We start from the raw sequence: 16,995 nt of genomic DNA on the forward strand, positions 1-16,995 counted from the left end.
TGCGGGAAATTCCAGGGAGAACCCGCTTACTCGAGGCTATTCTTTGCGTAGTATAAAAGCCTTCGCAAAACCCAGGGAGATGGGGACGGTAGTTGACGATCCATGCACATCACACCGACACGGGTCGTCGAGGAGCGAGACTGGGTCCGTGACCGGGCCGAGACGGTCGTCCCGGTCATCAACGCCGTCCGCGACGACCTCGGCGAGATTTTCGACACCGAGGTCGACGCGGTCACGGTCGGGGCGTACCGCGAGGAAGTCGATACCGTCTTCGCCGACGGCGATCTGGCCGTCAACGTCGCCGCGATGGTCGCGATCCTGCGCGAGTTAGACGTCGCGGGCGACTACCCCGGGTTCGTCGTCGACGAGCTGCTCGGCCGGGAACTGGCCGCGACGATCGCCGGACGCCAGCCGCTTCGCACGCTGGGTGAGGCGACGTTCCACTACGCCGACCTGCAGGTTCACGGCGACGCGAGCGAGAACGCGGGCGTCGACGACTGCGAGGCGGCGCTGGCCGCCGGCTTTCAGGAGCGGTTGCCCGGCTGGAACTGGACCGAGCGGGAGAGCCCGTTCGCCCTCGGGCGCTGAGCTTCCGCGCTCTCGCCAACGAAAGCGGTGAGCCGCCGGGCACGCCGAGTGTGAGTTACCCCTCCGTTTCGTTCCCGGAGTCCGTCTCGTTTCCGCCATCGGAGCTGGTAGTCTCGTTGCCCGCCTCCTGCTGTTGTTCGCGCATCGCCTGCTGTTGTCGCCGTTGCTGGATGAATACCTCGTACTGATCGCCGGGATAGATGCCGTCGACGGGACCGTCTCGAAGCGACTCCATGATCGCTCCGTCGGACCCGGTGACGCGGAAGAGGCCGTACTGGGTCTCGGAGTCCTCGATCGTGAAATCGCGGTCGGACGCCGAGTCCTCGAACTCGCTCCCTGCCTGTTCGATCAACTCGCGCTGTTTCGCCACCGCTTCCTGTCGGGTGAGGTTCCCGCTCTGGTACTCCTCGTTGAGGCTCGCGATGTCCTCTTGATTCGGAGCGACGGTCACCGTGACCGCATCGCCCTCCGAATTGTCCGACTGCGTCATCGAGTCGAGTTGCGAGCAGCCGGCGAGCGACGCGGCCGCGCCGGTACCGGCCAGTGCGAGGAAGCTACGGCGAGTCGAGAGATCGGTCATCGTCTCTGATGCCCAGGGACGAACGGAGATATACTTTCTGCGTTGGGCTCGCCTCGAGCGCAGCGCGGTCATCGGTATCCACCCGATAGCGGGCCCCTTTTGTTCGTCCTCGCCCAAGGTCGGCCAGTGACGGATTCAGAGTACGGCCAGCGAACGGAAACCCTCCAGGAGCCAACGCCGCCGGTCGCCCGCGACGCCGTTGCCCGCGGGATCGACCGCGGGGCGATCGTGACCGTCTACGGCCGCTGTACCGTCGACTACGACGGGCGCGCGACGAGTTACCTCGAGGCGGGGGACCGCCACCTCATGCTCAAACCCGACGGGGCGGCGCTGGTCCACACCGACGAGGGCCAACAGCCGGTCAACTGGCAGCCGCCGGGCTGTGACCACGCCGTCGGCTGTGCGGACGGCGAACTCGTCGTCGAGAGCCTGCGGTCGACACCCGACGAACGGCTCGCCGTCCGGTTCAGCGAGGTCCTGCAGGTCTCGGCCTTCTCCGGGACCGACGAGAACGACCTCGCGCTGACCGGGACCGAGGAGGACCTCCGCCAGCGCATCCTCGAGGAGCCCACCCTGCTCGAGAACGGCTTCACGCCGCTGGCGACCGAACGCGACACGCCGGCGGGAGCCGTCGACATCTACGGCGAGGACGCGGCGGGCCGTGCGGTCGTCGTCGAACTGAAGCGCCGGCGGGTCGGGCCGGACGCGGTGAGCCAGCTCCGCCGGTACGTCGACGCCCTCGAGCGCGACCTCCACGCCGACGCGGCGGTCCGGGGCATCCTGGTCGCCCCCTCGGTGACTGACCGCGCCGGCCGGCTGCTGACCGAACACGGCCTCGAGTTCGTCTCGCTCGAGCCGCCGGCCGAGTGACCCGGCCTCCTCCTCGGGATCGCGTCTTCCGCGACCGTCAGGCCGGATACGTCCCCGTCAGCGTCGTCCGTTCGATGACGGTGCCCGCGATCGCCGACTCGAGGGCGTCCGCGCCGGCGTCGGTCCCGACCTCGGGGGCCGCCTCGAGCGCGAGGAGTTCGAACCGGTAAGTGTGTTCCCGGTCCGGCGGGTTCGGCCCGCCGTAGCCGCGCTCGCCGTAGTCGTTGATTCCCTCGACCGCCTCGTCGGGATCCCAGCCCTCCGGGACCGTCTCGGTCTCCGGTGGGACGTTCCAGACGACCCAGTGGTCCCACACCTTCCCGGCCGGCTCCTTCGCGTCGGGATCGTCCACGATCAGGGCCAGCGAGTCGGCCTCGTCCGGGACGCCGTCGATCTCGAGGGGCGGGTTGACGTTCCTGTCCGTGTAGCCGTACTCCTCGGGGATGCGCTCGCCGTCGTCGAACGCGGGGCTCTCGAGCGTCAGACCTGACATGGCTGTCACCTCTGTAGTCCGGTTCGAGAGTCACCGTCCGGACGGAAGAAGCTTGCAGGCCGGCCGACGATCACGGCAGCGGTCGCCGCTGCAGACCGACTCGCATACCCGAGAGCGCGACGGCTACCGACGGCCCACGAAGATGGCGACGCCGACGACGAGGAGGCCGACCCCCCACCACAGCGAGTCGCCCGGCAGAAAGGCGAGCAATAGCGTCACGATCCCCGAGGTGATGAGCGACCAGCCGACGGTCGTTCGATATGTCATGCCGTCCATCGGTGGGGGAGCGGGTTGGGCGTTGTGCCGGAGGCTGCAAGACGTTTCTTTCGCTCTCCACCCCGTCGATCGATCGGCCGCTCGCGGTCCCCCGGGGATCACTCCTCGAGCAGTCGCTTCAGCCGGTCGAGTTCCGTCAGCGCCTCGACGGGGGTGAGGTGAGCCAGATCGAGCGCGCGGAGTTCGGCGGCCACGTCCGTCGGCACGTCGCCGCCGTCCGCAGTGGCCGCCGACGGATCGGCCGCGTCTCGTTCGGGCGTCGGATCACCGTTCGCGTCGGTGTCGGCGGCCGGCACCTCGCCGCTCTCGTCGGCCGCCGTGACCAGGTCCCGCGCGCGGTCGACGACCGAATCGGGGACGCCGGCGGCAGTCGCGACCTCGACGCCGTAGGAGCCCGTCGCCGCGCCGGGGGCGATCTCGTGGTGGAAGACGACCTCGCCGTCGACCTGTTCGACCTCGAAGTGCAGCGTGAAGGCGGCCGGGAGGTCCTCGGCGAGTTCGGTCAGCGGGTGGTGGTGGGTCGCGAACAGGGTCGTCGCGCCGACCCGATCGTGGAGGTGTTCGGTGATCGCCTGCGCGATGGCCATCCCGTCGGCCGTCGAGGTGCCTCGACCGACCTCGTCCAGCAGGACCAGCGCGTTCTCGTCGGCCTCCCGCAGGATCGTCGCGAGTTCGTCCATCTCGACCATGAAGGTCGAGCGCCCGCCCGCGATGTCGTCGCTGGCCCCGACCCGGGTAAAGATCCGGTCGACCGGCGTGAGTCGGGCAGCGCTTGCGGGCACGAAGCTACCGACCTGTGCCAGCAGGACGATCTGGGCGACCTGTCGCATGTACGTCGACTTCCCCGACATGTTGGGTCCCGTGATCACCGCCAGCCGGCGATCGTCCGCAAAGCGGGCGTCGTTCGGGACGAACGACTCCTGGGTCCGCTCGACGACGGGGTGACGGCCGCCCTCGATCTCGAGGATCCGGCCGTCGCCGTCCGCATCGTCCCCGCGCTCTACGATCTCGGGCCGACAGTAGTCGTACTGCGCCGCGGCCGTCGCCAGCGAGACGAGCGCGTCCAGCGTTGCGAGGGCCTCGGCCAGCCCCTGGACGCGCTCGACCTCGGCGGCGACCTCGCGGCGTACCTCGCAGAAGAGTTCGTACTCGCGTTCGTCGGCCCGCTCCTCCGCGCCGACGATCTCGTCCTCTCGCTCTTTGAGTTCGGGCGTGACGAACCGCTCGGAGTTCTTGAGCGTCTGGCGGCGCTGGTAGTTCTCCGGTACCGAATCGAGGTTCGGGTTCGTCACCTCGATGTAGTAGCCGTGGACCGAGTTGTAGCCGACCTTCAGCGAGTCGATCCCGGTCCGCTCGCGTTCACGCACCTCCAGGTCGTCGATCCACCGTTTTCCGTCGCGGGCGGTCCCTCGGAGCTCGTCCAGATCCGCGTCGTAGCCCTCGGCGATGACCCCGCCCTCGGTGATCTCGATTGGCGGATCCGACACGATCGCATCGTCGATCAGCTCGCGGACGTCGGCCAGCGGATCGAGGTCGTCATGAAGCCGCCGAAGTCGGTCGCAGTCGGTGTCGGCGAGTTCGTCGCGCACCTCGGGGACGACGGCCAGCGTGTCCCGCAGCGACCGCAGGTCTCGCGCGTTCGCCCGCTCGCGGGAGATCCGCCCGATCAGCCGCTCGAGATCGTAGACGTCCCGCAGCAGGTCGTGCAGGCGCTCCCGGGTCCGGACCGCCCCAGTCAGTTCCTCGACGGCGTCGAGGCGGGCCTCGATCCGCTCGGGCTCGAGCAGCGGTCGCCGGAGCCAGTCCCGGAGTTTCCGGCCGCCCAGCGCGCTCGCAGTCTCGTCTAAGACGCCGACCAGCGTCGCGTCGTCGCGGCCGTGGACCGCGCGGGGTTCGAACAGCTCGAGGCTCCGCAGGGCCACGGCGTCGAGCAGCAGGTACTCGCGGGGATCGTACCGCGTGAGCTGGGTGAGATACTCGAGGCGGACGTCCTCGTCGTCGGGTGCGGCGTCGCCCTCGGTCCCCGTCTCGCCGTCCGTCTCGCCGCGTTCGCCCTCGTGTGTGCCGCCGCGGACGTACTCCGCGTAGGAGAGGAGCGCGCCGCAGGCGCGAACCTCCGCGTCGCTCGCGAGTAAGGCGTCGGGATTTCGGAAGTACGTCGAGAGTTTCTCGCCGGCGCGCTCGCGGGCGAAGACACCCTCGTCGCGGGGCGTGACCATGCAGTCCTCGGGGAGGAGGTCGGCGGGCGCGTCCGGCCCGACGACGGCCTCGGCGGGGTCGAACCGGCTCACCTCGTCGGCGATCGCCGCCCGCGAACTCGAGCTGGTCGCGAGAAAGTCGCCCGTCGAGACGTCGAGTAAGGCCAGCGCGATTTCGTCGCTATCGCCCTCGCCGCGGGCGACGGCGGCCACGAAGTTGTTGTCGTCGCCGGCAAGCAGTTCGTCCTCGGTGAGCGTCCCGGGCGTGATCACCCGGGTGACCGCCCGCTCGACGACGCCCGACGACTCGCCGGGTTCCTCGACCTGATCGGCCACCGCCACCCGGTAGCCGGCCTCGAGCAACTCCTCGATGTACGACTCGGCGTTGTCGATCGGGATGCCGGCCATCGGGTACTCCCCGGTGGAGTCCTCGCGGCTGGTCAGCGCGACCTCGAGCAGTCGCGCACTGCGTTCGGCCGCGCCACAGAAGGTCTCGTAGAAGTCCCCCACCTGAAAGAGCACGATCGCGTCGTCGTAGCGCGCACAGAGATCGTGATACTGCCGCATCATCGGCGTCAGCTCGTCGCGTTTCTCGGCCATCGCCTCGGGCGGGCCAAGCGCCGGATCCATACCCGGAATCGGCCGCCCGACGCTGAAATACCTTGCTGGATCGGCCGTCCCGCCGCCGGCTCGAGGGCGGTTCGCCGACCGGGTCGGGCAACGCTTCAGAAGTCCGTCGACGCCGTCTCGAAGTACAGTTCGGCGTGGGTCGCACAGCCGGGGTTGAAGGCCGCGTCACAGGCCGGACAGCGGTAGTCGGCCTCGAGGTAGTCGGGGACGGTGAGCGCGGTCCCGCAGCCCCCACAGAGAACCGACTGCTCGTCGAACCGGTCGCGCGGCCACGGCACGGCCTCGTGGTCGGTCGTTTCCTCGTGGCAACGGAAACAGGGAAAGAAGTCCTCGCAGCAGGCGAATTTGAACGCGACCACGTCGCGGTCGGTGTCGTAGTGGGCACACCGCGTTTCCGGACCGACGTCGACGCCGCGGACCGTGTAGCCGCCGATCGATTGCACGCGTGGCTCGAGGGCCGGCGGGTGCTTCGGTGTTGTGGTTGGAGGGAAGTGGTCGAGAGGTGTTCGTGGCTCGAGAGACAGTCTTCCGGAGTCCGACGGGTCCCTCTATCTGTGCCCCTAATGAGGCGGGGCAATTGCGCGGCGCGCAGAGCGCGCGCCGCGCCGAGAGAAAGACGAACTGCCGGTACCAGACGGTACAACAGTGGTACTTCAGAGTAGGTGGAGGTGGGATCTTGATAACGAGTGTTGTCGAGTCTGCTTAGGAGGTGAGAGAGTAGACTGTGACTGAGCGGTAAGTACAGGTGGTTCATTTGCCGAGAGCAACCAACCATCATGGTCGATAATGGCCAACTTTAATTCACGAATCAGTTATAGGCTGGGTAGTCAAACTGAGTCCCATGGAGAGCCACACAATAAGTACACAGTCCAGTCCATCCCTTGAAATTGTAGATAGAGTGGCTGAAATGGAGGAACAAGATCCGTTGGACTTGCCGCCTCTATATGATAGCGTTGACCTTGATGCGCTAGATCGACTTTCTAAATCAAGCAAAATTCAATTCGAATATATTGGATACAAGATAACTGTAGATAGTGGCACAATTCGGATCGATCAGTAAGCACCTGTAGTGACCGCGAAGGTCAAAGCAAATCAAGATCGAGTTTATACGTTGTGTACACTGTGTGTACTCAGATATGGTAATCAAGATCGTGAGTACCAACTGACGGAGATACGAAACCGGCGTAGTTAGACACGGTAGCCGGGACAGATGCCGTTCACGTCCGTCAAAACGCGGTCGCGAAGCTGCGTTCACTCAGTTGTACTGTGCGATAGCTCGGCTCTCTTTGTAGCCGTTCGAGTGACGACATAATACGTGAACAGAAGTCCGAACCACCAGACCGGGTCGGTCCACAGCTCGCGGAGATTCGATACCGGCGGTTCCATCCGGACGGAGGAGACCACCACCTCGAGTACGGAGGTTCCGAGACAGATCGCGGAAAAAAGCAGCAGATGGCGCAGTACGTCGCGATACTCCATGACGTGTTGCTTCTCGCGGACCGAGAAACAGTTGTCGTCTGATACGTGTCGGTAGTACCGGTGAGAGCTGGCACTGTCCGTCAGCCACCAATAGAACGGTATTGCTCTTCCGCGGCGAACGCCGTCGGCTTTCGCCTCGCTACCGCTGTAGCGAACCGGATCGAGTCGGGTCGGGCCGGGTATCGTCGGGTCGGTTCGGAGTCAGTCCGACGGGAACTGATAGTCAGTAGTGAATTAATCGCGTAGGTGTGAAAGCATTTTTATTATATATCCTTACACATGTATGGACGATACGTCATTGGGTGTGCTATTTATACCGCGAAACGTGGATGGGTCCGATATGGTGGACAAGACCCTTTCCGCCGACGAGGTCACCCGCGAAGAGGCCGCCGAACGGCTGCGAGCGCTCGCCGACGAGATCGATGGGACCGAAGCGGCATCGGTCCGAACGGGGAACAAAACGGTCGATCTCTCCCCGCCGGAGTCGATCGCCTACGAGGTCGGCGTCCGCGAGCGGTCCTCGATCCTGCGAGGCCAGCGCGAGACGGTCACCGTCAAACTCGACTGGAAGCCGCCGAAGACCACGGAGGGTACCGAAGCGGCCGACGCGGAGTAGCGACCTCGCCGGACCCGTTTCTCCGGTCGAGCGATATCGACGACGACGCGGACTATCGCGGCCGCTGTCGGGTAGGGTCGTGCTTTTCTCCGACGGCGACCTACGCCCCACATGACCCCACGGCACACGGGCGTTTCCGAGTCCCGACGCGACCGAGCGATGGCGGCACAGTTAGCTGCTCTCGAGGAGCGACTCGAGGCGGCCGAACGCCAGCAGCGCTTGCTTCGGACCACGGTCAGCGGGCTGGCCCGCGAGGCCGGAAGCGCGCTGGGCTGTCAGTGCAGCCGCTGTGACGAGAGCTACACGCTGGTCAGGGACGGCTGCATGTACTGTCCTCGCTGTGGCTTCCGGGAGTCGCTGTAGGGCACTCGAGTCGCGGACGGTCCCGCCGATCGAGCCCTCAGAGGAGTCGGCCGAGCGGATCGAACCGGACGGCGGCCACGAGGACCGCCAGAAAGACGTACGAGCCCCGAACGAGCAGCATGGTCGCGAGTTCGGGGTCGGCCCGGCGCGCGACGCCGGCGACCGCGGCGAAGGCCAGCGCCGCCAGCAGCGCGGTCAGCGGGAAGATCCGGAGGACGGCGAACGCGGCGACGGCGACCAGCGCCGCGGTCATCAGGCCGTAGGCGACGGCGTAGGCGCGGTCGGGGCCGACGGCGACCGCGACCGTTCGCTTCCGGATCGAGCGGTCGTACGCGTAGTCCTGTGCGTCGTCGATCACCTTGACGCCCGACAGCAGGATCAGGAAGACGACGGCGAAGCCGAACGAGACGCCGGTGATCGTCCGGGCCTGAACGTAGAACCCGCCGAGAATCGAGAGGGCGATGCCCAGCGGGTAGCCGGTCGTCGCCGTCACGGGGTTGGTGTCGAGTTGGGGTGCGTGATGATAGGCGATCAGCCACGTCGGGACCACGATCGCCAGTACGAGGGCGTCGACCAGCGCCGCGAGCAGGAGACAACAGCCCGCGAACACCACCGTCGAGGCCGCGAGCCCGAGCCGACAGCCCCGTACCGTCAGCGGGTGATCGTCGTCTTCCCCGCGGACGTGGAAGTCGACGTAGCCGTCTTTCACGTGAGCCGTGTAGACCGCCGCGAACATCGCGACGACGTGAAGCGCCGCGAGGACCGGGTCGACGCTTCCCGCGAGGATCGCGCCGAACAGCGACGCGGCGATCGGCGGCGTCATGAAGACGGGATGGACCTGTGACCAGTACGCTCGAGCGACCGCGCCCGGACCCGTCCCGTCTCTCGCGAGAGTCATACCCGGACGACAACGAACTGACGGATAATACCTCGGGCGGCCACCGCGGTTCCGAAACACACAATTTGATGTGGTGTCCCGTACCACGAGCGAGTATGACGGACGAGTATACCGGCGCGGATCTCTTCACTGACGCTCTCGAGTCCTACGGCGTCGACTACGTCTTCGGCAACCCGGGGACGACCGAACTCCCGATCATGGACGCGATCGGCGACAGCGACCTCGAGTACCGGCTCGGCCTCCACGAGGACATCGCGGTGGGGATGGCCGGGGGCTACGCACAGCGCCGGCGGTATCACGCCCACCACGACGACTCGATCACGCCGGTCGGCGTCGCGAACCTCCACATCGCGCCGGGGCTGGCCCACGGGCTGGGGAACCTCTACGCGGCCAAGATCACCGGCGCGCCGCTGGTCGTGACCGCGGGCAATCACAGCACCGACTTCCGACACGAGGAGCCGATCCTCTCGGGCCGGCTCGCGGACATGGCCCGGCAGTTCTGCAAGTGGTCCGACGAAGTGCTGGACGTCGCGGCGCTGCCGACGATGCTCCGGCGGGCGTTCCGCGTCGCGATGACCCCGCCGACGGGGCCGGTCTTTCTCGGACTGCCGCTCGACGTGATGTTGGCCGAAACCGACGCCGAGCCGGAACGGCTGGGTCCGATTCCCAACGCCGGCGGCGGCGATCCCGGGCAACTCGAGCGCGCGGCGGAACTGCTGGCCGAGGCCGACGATCCGGTGATCGTCGTCGGCGACCACGTCGCCCGGTCGGGTGCCGACGCCGTCGCCGCCGCGGTCGACCTCGCGGAGGCGACGGGTGCCCGCGTCCACGGCGAAATACTGGCCTGCGAGGTGGACTTCCCGACCGACCACGAGCAGTGGGTCTCGTACCTGCCGACCAACGAGGACCTGGCCGCGATGCTGATGGACACCGATACGATCGTCTTCGCGGGCTGTTCGACCAACACGACGCTGACCCGCCACGAGGAGGCGCTGGTCGATCCCGACACGACCTGCATTCACCTGAGTGACGACGCCTGGCAGGTCGGGAAGAACCAGCCCGCCGACGCGGCCGTGATCGGCGATCCGGGGCTGGTCATGCAGGGCCTCATCGAGCGCGTCCGGGACAAACTCTCGGACGACGTCGTCGCCGATCGCCTCGAGACTGTCGCCGAGGTCAAGGAGATGGTCGAGTCCCAGATGGCCGGCTACGGCGAGGCCGAGGGCGACGACCCGCGGGCCTCGAAGGCCCAACTGGTCGACGCGATGGAGCGGGCCGCCGGCGACGCTGCGATCGTCGACGAGGGCGTCACCTCGAAGTACGCCATGCTGACCCGGTGGGATCTCGGCCCCGAGCAGTACATCTCGAACAAGGGCGGCGGGCTCGGCTACGGGCTGCCCGCCGCGGTCGGTGCCGCGGTCGCCGAGAAACAGCGCGACGAGCCCCGCGACGTGGTCGGGTTCATCGGCGACGGCTCCTACCAGTACTACCCCCACTCGATCTACAGCGCCGCCCGCTACGACCTCGATCTGACCGTCGTGATCTCGGACAACCGCAACTACCGCATCCTCAAGGACAACACGCTCGCGATCATGGGCGGTGAAGAAGACGACTACGACTTCGTCGGCATGGACTTCGAGCCCAACGTCGACCTCGTGAAGAACGCCGAGAGCCACGGCGCGCGCGCCGAACTCGTCGAGACGCCCGATGGAATCGAGGGCGCACTCGAGGCGGCGCTCGACCGCGAGGGGCCGGACGTGCTGGACGTGTTGGTACAGGACTGAGACGGCGGTCCGCGAACGCGTCGAGGCAGGACCGCCGTCTCCCGGGGGTCGGCCGGTAGACACTTGCGTCTCGTGACGGAGTATTATCCGTGGTTTGGGCTGTCTCTCCGTACAGCGCCGTGTTGTTGCTCTCGCTCGTCGTCGCCGTCGGGACCGCAGCCGCGGCGTGGCGGACGCGACCGGCCGCCGGCTCGAGCGCCCTCGCCGCGCTCATGACGACCGTCGCCGTCTGGCTCGGTGCGCACGTCCTCGAGATCGAATCGACGACGTTGGCCGCGAAACTGTTGTGGGCCGATCTCCAGTGGGTGTGCGCCGCCGTGATTCCGACGCTGTTTCTCGTCTTCGCGCTCCGGTATACGGGTGCGGACCGCTGGCTCACCCGGCCCCGACTGGGGCTGTTGTCGATCGAGCCCCTCGCCATGATCGGCGCGTTGGCAGTCAACGACCGCACGTTCGTGCTGTGGGGGCCGCCGGTCGAGGAGCCGATCTCGCTCGGCAGTTGGTGGGCGTCGTCCGTGACGGTCGCGACCGCGGAACCGAGGATCGGGCTGTTCGTTCACCTGGGGTACGCGACGTTCTGTCTCGCGATCACGTCGGTCATCGTCTTCCGGTTGATCGCGCGGACCGAGCGACTCTACCGGTGGCAGGGAGCCGCCGTGTTCGTCGCGATCACGGTCCCCTGGGGGACGGCCATCCTCTCGGCGTCGTCGCTCGAGATTATCGGCACGACGCCGATCGGCTTTACCGTCACCGGTCTCGCGATCACCTTCGGCCTCTATCGGTATCGACTCCTCGAGATCGCTCCCATCGCCCGCAGCGAGGTCGTGACGAACCTCGAGGACGGCGTACTGGTCGCCGACGCCGATCGCCGGATCGTCGACAGCAATCCGGTCGCACGAGAGGTTTTCACTCACAATCGAGACAACCTCGTCGGGGCGTCGATCGACGACGTGATACCGATCGATATCGACTCGGTGATCGCCGGCTCCCACGACCGAGACCGCGGGGACGGTGCGTCAACGGCGGGCGACGCCGAGCCGACGCAGTTCTCGCTCGACGACGGGCAATCCTACTACGACTTTTCGATCGCGCCGATCGACGACGGGCGCGGGAACCCGGCCGGCTGGACCATCGTCGTCCACGACGTGACCGAGCGGGTCCGTCGCGAATGCGAACTCGAACGCAAGAACCGAAAGCTCGACGAGTTCGCGAGCGTGGTCAGCCACGACTTGCGGAATCCGTTGACGGTCTCGAAAGGCTATCTCGAACTGCTCGAAGAGGAGTACGACCCCGAGTACGTTCGGATTGCTATCGAGTCCCACGAACGGATGGAACAACTGATCGACGACGTCCTGATGCTCGCTCGACAGGGCCAACGCGGACTGGATCCCGAGCCGGTCGCGCTCGAGGACGTCGCGAGCGAGGCGTGGTCGACGGTCGATACCGCGGGAGCGACGCTGTCGGTCGACGACGAGCCGACGATCGACGCGGACCGAACCCAGCTCCGGCAGTTACTCGAGAACCTGTTTCGAAACGCGGTCGATCACGGAGGGCGCTCGAGGTCCGGGACCGACGACCGCGAACTCACCGTCACCGTCGGCGCGCTCGAGGACGGGTTCTTCGTTGCCGACTCGGGGACGGGGTTCGAGGGCGAACCGGAGGCGGTCTTCGAGTCGGGCTACACGACGAGCGAACGCGGGACGGGGCTTGGACTCTCGATCGTGGCCGATATCTGCGAGAGACACGGATGGACGGTGACTGCGACCGAGGGCGCTGACGGGGGCGCACGACTCGAGATCACCGGCGTCGAGCGGCACGAAACCGTAACTGACGATCGGGTCGCCGGGACCGAAGCGACCGAGTGACGACCCCCGCGTAGTCAGGAGCGCCAGTAGGCCGGCGTCAGGATTACCAGCACGGAGAGGATCTCGAGCCGGCCGATCCACATCAGGAAGGTCATGTACAGTTTCGCGGCCCCGGAAAACGGCTCGTAGCTGTTCATCGGCCCGACGACGCCGACGCCCGGGCCGACGTTGCCGAGCGTCGCGATGGTCGCGCTGATCGCCTCGAGGGCCGTCAGCTCGAGGCCGGGCGTGCGGTAGGCGTCGAGAAAGAGCAGGACCGTCGAGGCGGCAAACAGCGTCAGGAACAGGAACATGAAGACGAAGATGCTGTGGATCGCGTCCTCGTCGATGATGTCACCCGTGTCGCCCATCCGAACCGGCCGGATCGCCTGCGGGTGGACGGTGGTGAACAACTCACGCCCCATGGACTTCCCGACGACGTACCAGCGAATGATCTTGATCGAACCGGCCGCCGATCCCGCCGACCCGCCCAGAAACATCGCAAACAGCAAGATTACCTGCGTCGACTCGCTCCAGGTGTTGAAGTCCATGCTGGCGTAGCCGGTCGTCGTCACGATCGCCAGCGTCTGAAAGAGTCCGTGGCGCAGCGAGCGCTCGAGGCTGCCCGGGATCGCGGCGACGCCGTCGGGGACCGTCGCGAGACCGACCCCGAGAAAGAGCAGGGCCGAGAGGAGGGCACCGACGACGCCCATCGACAGGAGATAGGACCGGAACTCGGCGTTCCCGGTCAGCCGATCGGGCTTGCCGCGCCAAACGTGCCAGTAGAGCGCGAAGTTCGTCCCGGCGACGATCATGAAGGGCATGACCGCCCACTGGACGATCGGCTCGAAGGCCTCGACGCTGCGTCCCTCCGGCGAGAAGCCGCCGGTCGGCAGCGTCGTGAGCGCGTGCGAGACGGCGTTGTAGAAGGTCATGTTCGGAGCCATCCCCGCGAGGTGGAGCCCGTAGTAGACGACCACGGCGGCGAGCGTGAACCAGGCGTAGAGCAGCCAGAGCGCCCGCGCCGTCTCTCTGATCCGCGGCGTCAGCTTCTCGACCTGAATCCCGGGCGCTTCCTCCCGGATGAGCTGGGTGCCACCGACGGAGAGCTCCGATAGGATCGCGACCATGAGGACGATGATCCCCATCCCGCCGAGCCACTGAGTGAGCTGTCGCCACAGCATGATCGAGTGTGAGTGCTTCTCGACGGAGATTTCGCCCATGACCGTCGCGCCGGTCGTCGTGAAGCCGCTCATGCTCTCGAAGAGGGCATTGACCGGGTCGGCGATCGTCCCCGTCTCGGCGACGAGATACGGGATCGTCCCGATTAGCGGGACAACCAGCCACGTCAGCGATACCATCAGGAACGCTTCGCGATGTTCGAGATCCGGTTCGGGCTCGAGACGCTCGAGGCCCGTTCCGACGGTGATCGCGACGACCAGCGCGACCAGAAACGGCAGCGGGCTCTCCCGGTACAGTAGCGCGACCGCGGTCGGTACCAGTAGCGTCGGGGAGAGATACTTCAGGACGGTACCGAGGAGACTGAAACTCGAGCGGACGTCGACGTGAATCCTGCGTGTCATGGCTCGTAACGATCCGCGAAACTGCGGTCCGGTACCGAACGGTAACTAGTTCGAGTGATTCGAGAGAGTATAATAAAGACACCGTCTCGGAACCGGATCGCGTCCCGGGGCCCGACTACGCGAAGACCCGCTCGTAGTGGTGGGCCATCGCCGCTCGAGCGGTGTCGGAGAACGCGGGGACGTAGTCCATGGTGAGGTAGAACGGGGACTCGGTGACCGGCTCGGCGTAGTCGTCGATCGGGCCCCGTTCGGTCGCGAACGGGTGATCGCGCGGCGTGTTCCGGCTCTCGATCGCCGAGTAGCCCGTCGCCATCGGGGTGATACCGTGGCGGACGAACCGGCCCCGCGCGTCGGGGTGGTCCTGCGCGCCGCAGCTGTGGGCCCGCCGCTCCGGGGAGGGTTCGGATTCGGTCGCGTCGACGGGGTAGTGGGGAAAGTCAGTCCAGCCGACGACCGCGTGGCCGCACTCGTGGGCCGCGAAGTTCCGCAGCAGCTCGCGGGGGGTCCCGATCCCCGTGCCGAAGAGCGCGGCGAGTTCGGTATTGACGTAGCCGTACGCACCGGGTTCGCGGGAGCGACCGCCGCCGCGGCCCGCGTACCCCCGCATCGCTCCGGCAGTCGTCGCGCCGTCGGCGACGACGACCAGCGTCACCGTCTCCGCCGTCCGGTCCCCGCGCAGGGCGTCGTCGGTCTCCAGGGCGTCTAACGTCTCGCCGTGTGCGGGTTCGATCTCGAAGTCGGCGACGGCGTCCGTCTCGAGGGTCACTTCGGCAGTGCCCGGCGTCGCCTCGGTCCACGTCTCTGCGAACAGGTCGACGCCCTCACGGACCGCTGCCAGCACGTCGTCGTCGGGTTCGGCCGAGGCGTGGCGAACGATCTCGAGGGTCAGGTCGCCGTCGCCGCCGGTCGCAGCGCCGATTCCCGAAGCGACGGCCGTTCCGGCGACGGTACAGGCACACGCGAGAACGCGGCGGCGAGTCGGCATGGGTTGCGTCTAGGGAACGATGAGCGAGCGGCCATATCGTCCTTCCGGCCGACGAGCAGTTCGTCGGTGACGGCCGCCGTCTCGCCGCGTCAGCAGTCCGGCTCTCGAACCCGCTCGCCGTCGGCCGTCTCCGGGAAGACCTTCCCCGGATTGAGCGTGTCCGTCGGGTCCAGCGCCCGCTTGATCGATCGCATGGCCTCGACCGCGCCCGCGCCGTGTTCCGGCTCGAGGTACTTCTGTTTCCCCTCGCCGATGCCGTGTTCGCCGGTCGCCGTCCCGCCGAACTCGATCGCGAGTTCGACGATCTCCCGGTAGAGGGCCTCGCCGCGCTCGAGTTGGTCGGGGTCGCTCGGGTCGGCGAGGACGCTGTAGTGGAGGTTGCCGTCGCCGGCGTGGCCGAAGCAGGGGACCAGCAGGCCGTACTCCTCGGCGAGTCGCTTCGTCTCGCGGACGACCTCGGGGTAGGCGCTGATCGGCACCGTCACGTCGCCCGGATGGAGCGACTCGAGGTCGGGATCGTAGCTCCTGACGGCGAAGGCCAGTTCCCGCCGGGCCTCCCAGAGCGCGGCCATCTCGTCGTCGTTCTCGCTCATCTCGAAGCGGGCGACGTCGTGGTCCTCAAAGATGGCGCGACAGAGGTCGATCTCTTCCTCGATCCCGTGGTTGGCGTGGAACTCCAGAAAGACCATCGGCGCGTCGGGCAGGCCGGTGTCGAGGTGGTCGTTGGCCATCCGGGCGCTCAGCCCGTCGACGAGTTCGATCTTGGCGACGTCGACCTCCGTCCGGACCGCGTCGAAGACCGCCTCGGCGGCGTCGGCCAGCGTCTCGAAGATCGCCCGCCCGCCCCGGATCTGCTCGGGCCGGCCGGCCAGTTCGAGGGTGGCCTCGGTGACCACCGCCAGCGTCCCCTCGCTGCCGACCAGCAGGTCGGTCAGGTTGTAGCCGCTCGAGGTCTTGATCGCCCGCGATCCCGTCCGGACGACGGTGCCGTCGGCAAGCACGGCCTCGAGCCCGAGGACCCAGTCGGCGATCTCGCCGTAGCGGACCGTCCCCATCCCGCTGGCGTCGGTCGCGATCATCCCGCCGATCGTCGAAATCTCGCCCGACGAGGGCAGCGGCGGGAAAAAGAGGCCGTCGGACGCGACGTGTTCGTCGACGTCGGAGCCGATGATCCCCGGCCCCACGTCGATCTGGACGTCGTCGGGCCGGTAGTCGACCACCGCGTCCATCCGCGTCAGATCGAGGCTGATCCCGCCGTGGGCCGGGACGGCGTTGCCCTCGAGGCCCGTCCCGGCCGCGTAGGGCGTGACCGGGACCCCGCGTTCGGTCGCCGCCGCCAACACCGCCGAGACCTCCGCGGTACGCTCGGGCCAGACGACGGCGTCGGGCATGACTCCGTCCGATTCCTCGGTCCCCCAGTCCGTCGCGTGCGATTCGCGTCGACCGTCCGCAAACGACAGCTGGTCGTCCTCGAGGTCGAGGTCCTCGAGGAACGAGCAGTCGTGTGTCATACGCTCACGTTATCCACCGAAGGTATCAACGTTTCCCACTCGTTCGGCGGCTGAATCCGGCGACCGGACCCGCGGGCTCGAGCGCCGTTGATCACCCACTCATGCGGTGGCGCGCGCTGGGGCGCGGTGAGTCATCGACGAACCGCGGCCTGACTCCGTGCGAGGTCTTCGCAAGTTCCACGAGCGAAGGCTTGTCAGAGCTTGCTCTGACAGTACATGAGGGAGGAAACGGAGTGACCGAACGTTAGCCCGGAACCTCCGGTTCCGCAAACCATGCGAACGGGCAGAGCGCGGCGC

Annotated in this window: 17 protein-coding genes; 7 read left to right on the forward strand and 10 right to left on the reverse strand. The window is 67.1% G+C overall.

Features of this window, described 5'->3' with window-relative positions:
* Window positions 1-102 precede the first annotated feature (102 nt).
* On the forward strand, window positions 103-588 hold the full coding sequence (locus A6E15_RS07795) for a hypothetical protein (RefSeq protein WP_076145252.1): 486 nt from the start codon (window positions 103-105) through the stop codon (window positions 586-588).
* Window positions 589-643: 55 nt separating this feature from the next.
* Here A6E15_RS07795 and A6E15_RS07800 read toward each other — a convergent pair whose 3' ends face one another.
* On the reverse strand, window positions 644-1,168 hold the full coding sequence (locus A6E15_RS07800) for a hypothetical protein (protein ID WP_076145253.1): 525 nt from the start codon (window positions 1,166-1,168) through the stop codon (window positions 644-646).
* Window positions 1,169-1,294: 126 nt separating this feature from the next.
* On the opposite strand from A6E15_RS07800, the gene nucS reads away from it, so the two are divergent.
* Complete coding sequence (gene nucS, locus A6E15_RS07805) at window positions 1,295-2,038, forward strand: endonuclease NucS (protein ID WP_076145256.1); 744 nt, start codon at window positions 1,295-1,297, stop codon at window positions 2,036-2,038.
* A 37-nt stretch (window positions 2,039-2,075) separates the two neighbouring features.
* On the opposite strand, the gene A6E15_RS07810 is transcribed toward nucS, so the two are convergent.
* From A6E15_RS07810 to A6E15_RS07820, 4 genes are all read right to left on the reverse strand, one after another.
* Window positions 2,076-2,531: a YbhB/YbcL family Raf kinase inhibitor-like protein gene (locus A6E15_RS07810; RefSeq protein ID WP_076145258.1), complete on the reverse strand. Its 456-nt coding sequence runs from the start codon at window positions 2,529-2,531 to the stop codon at window positions 2,076-2,078.
* Window positions 2,532-2,654: 123 nt separating this feature from the next.
* A complete protein-coding gene (locus A6E15_RS20870) occupies window positions 2,655-2,798 on the reverse strand; it encodes a hypothetical protein (protein ID WP_175607225.1) in 144 nt (47 codons plus the stop codon).
* 107 nt (window positions 2,799-2,905) lie between these two features.
* Window positions 2,906-5,635 (reverse strand): DNA mismatch repair protein MutS, encoded by a 2,730-nt coding sequence (mutS, locus tag A6E15_RS07815; protein ID WP_076145260.1) that lies wholly within the window; start codon window positions 5,633-5,635, stop codon window positions 2,906-2,908.
* A gap of 95 nt (window positions 5,636-5,730) precedes the next feature.
* Window positions 5,731-6,078, reverse strand: a complete 348-nt coding sequence (locus A6E15_RS07820) for a CHY zinc finger protein (protein ID WP_076145262.1) — start codon at window positions 6,076-6,078, stop codon at window positions 5,731-5,733.
* A gap of 398 nt (window positions 6,079-6,476) precedes the next feature.
* On the opposite strand from A6E15_RS07820, the gene A6E15_RS07825 reads away from it, so the two are divergent.
* Complete coding sequence (locus A6E15_RS07825) at window positions 6,477-6,695, forward strand: HalOD1 output domain-containing protein (RefSeq protein ID WP_076145264.1); 219 nt, start codon at window positions 6,477-6,479, stop codon at window positions 6,693-6,695.
* Window positions 6,696-6,886: 191 nt separating this feature from the next.
* Here the strand turns inward: A6E15_RS07825 and A6E15_RS07830 are convergent, their stop codons facing one another.
* Window positions 6,887-7,114 (reverse strand): hypothetical protein, encoded by a 228-nt coding sequence (locus A6E15_RS07830; protein ID WP_076145266.1) that lies wholly within the window; start codon window positions 7,112-7,114, stop codon window positions 6,887-6,889.
* A 340-nt stretch (window positions 7,115-7,454) separates the two neighbouring features.
* Between A6E15_RS07830 and A6E15_RS07835 the strand changes: the two genes are divergently transcribed.
* Both A6E15_RS07835 and A6E15_RS07840 read left to right on the forward strand, forming a co-directional pair.
* Window positions 7,455-7,730 carry an amphi-Trp domain-containing protein gene (locus A6E15_RS07835; protein WP_076145268.1) on the forward strand — a complete coding sequence of 92 codons (276 nt, stop codon included), beginning with the start codon at window positions 7,455-7,457 and terminating at the stop codon, window positions 7,728-7,730.
* A gap of 159 nt (window positions 7,731-7,889) precedes the next feature.
* Window positions 7,890-8,093, forward strand: coding sequence for a hypothetical protein (locus A6E15_RS07840; protein ID WP_076145270.1), 204 nt, complete (start codon window positions 7,890-7,892; stop codon window positions 8,091-8,093).
* Window positions 8,094-8,130: 37 nt separating this feature from the next.
* Here the strand turns inward: A6E15_RS07840 and A6E15_RS07845 are convergent, their stop codons facing one another.
* A complete protein-coding gene (locus A6E15_RS07845) occupies window positions 8,131-8,991 on the reverse strand; it encodes a UbiA family prenyltransferase (RefSeq protein WP_076145272.1) in 861 nt (286 codons plus the stop codon).
* Window positions 8,992-9,086: 95 nt separating this feature from the next.
* Between A6E15_RS07845 and A6E15_RS07850 the strand changes: the two genes are divergently transcribed.
* Window positions 9,087-10,775 (forward strand): thiamine pyrophosphate-binding protein, encoded by a 1,689-nt coding sequence (locus tag A6E15_RS07850; protein ID WP_076145274.1) that lies wholly within the window; start codon window positions 9,087-9,089, stop codon window positions 10,773-10,775.
* A gap of 89 nt (window positions 10,776-10,864) precedes the next feature.
* Window positions 10,865-12,640, forward strand: coding sequence for a sensor histidine kinase (locus tag A6E15_RS07855; RefSeq protein WP_076145276.1), 1,776 nt, complete (start codon window positions 10,865-10,867; stop codon window positions 12,638-12,640).
* A 14-nt stretch (window positions 12,641-12,654) separates the two neighbouring features.
* Here A6E15_RS07855 and A6E15_RS07860 read toward each other — a convergent pair whose 3' ends face one another.
* The 3 genes from A6E15_RS07860 to A6E15_RS07870 all read right to left on the reverse strand — a co-directional run bounded on the left by A6E15_RS07860 (window position 12,655) and on the right by A6E15_RS07870 (window position 16,698).
* Window positions 12,655-14,202, reverse strand: a complete 1,548-nt coding sequence (locus A6E15_RS07860; protein WP_076145278.1) for a TrkH family potassium uptake protein — start codon at window positions 14,200-14,202, stop codon at window positions 12,655-12,657.
* A gap of 115 nt (window positions 14,203-14,317) precedes the next feature.
* On the reverse strand, window positions 14,318-15,187 hold the full coding sequence (locus tag A6E15_RS07865; RefSeq protein WP_076145281.1) for a hypothetical protein: 870 nt from the start codon (window positions 15,185-15,187) through the stop codon (window positions 14,318-14,320).
* An 89-nt stretch (window positions 15,188-15,276) separates the two neighbouring features.
* A complete protein-coding gene (locus tag A6E15_RS07870) occupies window positions 15,277-16,698 on the reverse strand; it encodes an FAD-binding oxidoreductase (RefSeq protein ID WP_076145284.1) in 1,422 nt (473 codons plus the stop codon).
* Between the last annotated feature and the right edge of the window lie 297 nt (window positions 16,699-16,995).

Origin of the sequence: Natrinema saccharevitans (assembly GCF_001953745.1) — an archaeon.
GTDB lineage: Archaea > Halobacteriota > Halobacteria > Halobacteriales > Natrialbaceae > Natrinema > Natrinema saccharevitans.

Bases quoted from the DNA above. Each gene is read 5' to 3' on its own strand.
- A6E15_RS07795 (WP_076145252.1), top strand. From the start codon at position 103: ATGCACATCACACCGACACGGGTCGTCGAGGAGCGAGACTGGGTCCGT.
- A6E15_RS07800 (WP_076145253.1), bottom strand. From the start codon at position 1,168: ATGACCGATCTCTCGACTCGCCGTAGCTTCCTCGCACTGGCCGGTACC.
- A6E15_RS07810 (WP_076145258.1), bottom strand. From the start codon at position 2,531: ATGTCAGGTCTGACGCTCGAGAGCCCCGCGTTCGACGACGGCGAGCGC.
- A6E15_RS20870 (WP_175607225.1), bottom strand. From the start codon at position 2,798: ATGACATATCGAACGACCGTCGGCTGGTCGCTCATCACCTCGGGGATC.
- mutS (WP_076145260.1), bottom strand. From the start codon at position 5,635: ATGGATCCGGCGCTTGGCCCGCCCGAGGCGATGGCCGAGAAACGCGAC.
- A6E15_RS07825 (WP_076145264.1), top strand. From the start codon at position 6,477: ATGGAGAGCCACACAATAAGTACACAGTCCAGTCCATCCCTTGAAATT.
- A6E15_RS07830 (WP_076145266.1), bottom strand. From the start codon at position 7,114: ATGGAGTATCGCGACGTACTGCGCCATCTGCTGCTTTTTTCCGCGATC.
- A6E15_RS07835 (WP_076145268.1), top strand. From the start codon at position 7,455: ATGGTGGACAAGACCCTTTCCGCCGACGAGGTCACCCGCGAAGAGGCC.
- A6E15_RS07840 (WP_076145270.1), top strand. From the start codon at position 7,890: ATGGCGGCACAGTTAGCTGCTCTCGAGGAGCGACTCGAGGCGGCCGAA.
- A6E15_RS07845 (WP_076145272.1), bottom strand. From the start codon at position 8,991: ATGACTCTCGCGAGAGACGGGACGGGTCCGGGCGCGGTCGCTCGAGCG.
- A6E15_RS07850 (WP_076145274.1), top strand. From the start codon at position 9,087: ATGACGGACGAGTATACCGGCGCGGATCTCTTCACTGACGCTCTCGAG.
- A6E15_RS07860 (WP_076145278.1), bottom strand. From the start codon at position 14,202: ATGACACGCAGGATTCACGTCGACGTCCGCTCGAGTTTCAGTCTCCTC.
- A6E15_RS07865 (WP_076145281.1), bottom strand. From the start codon at position 15,187: ATGCCGACTCGCCGCCGCGTTCTCGCGTGTGCCTGTACCGTCGCCGGA.
- A6E15_RS07870 (WP_076145284.1), bottom strand. From the start codon at position 16,698: ATGACACACGACTGCTCGTTCCTCGAGGACCTCGACCTCGAGGACGAC.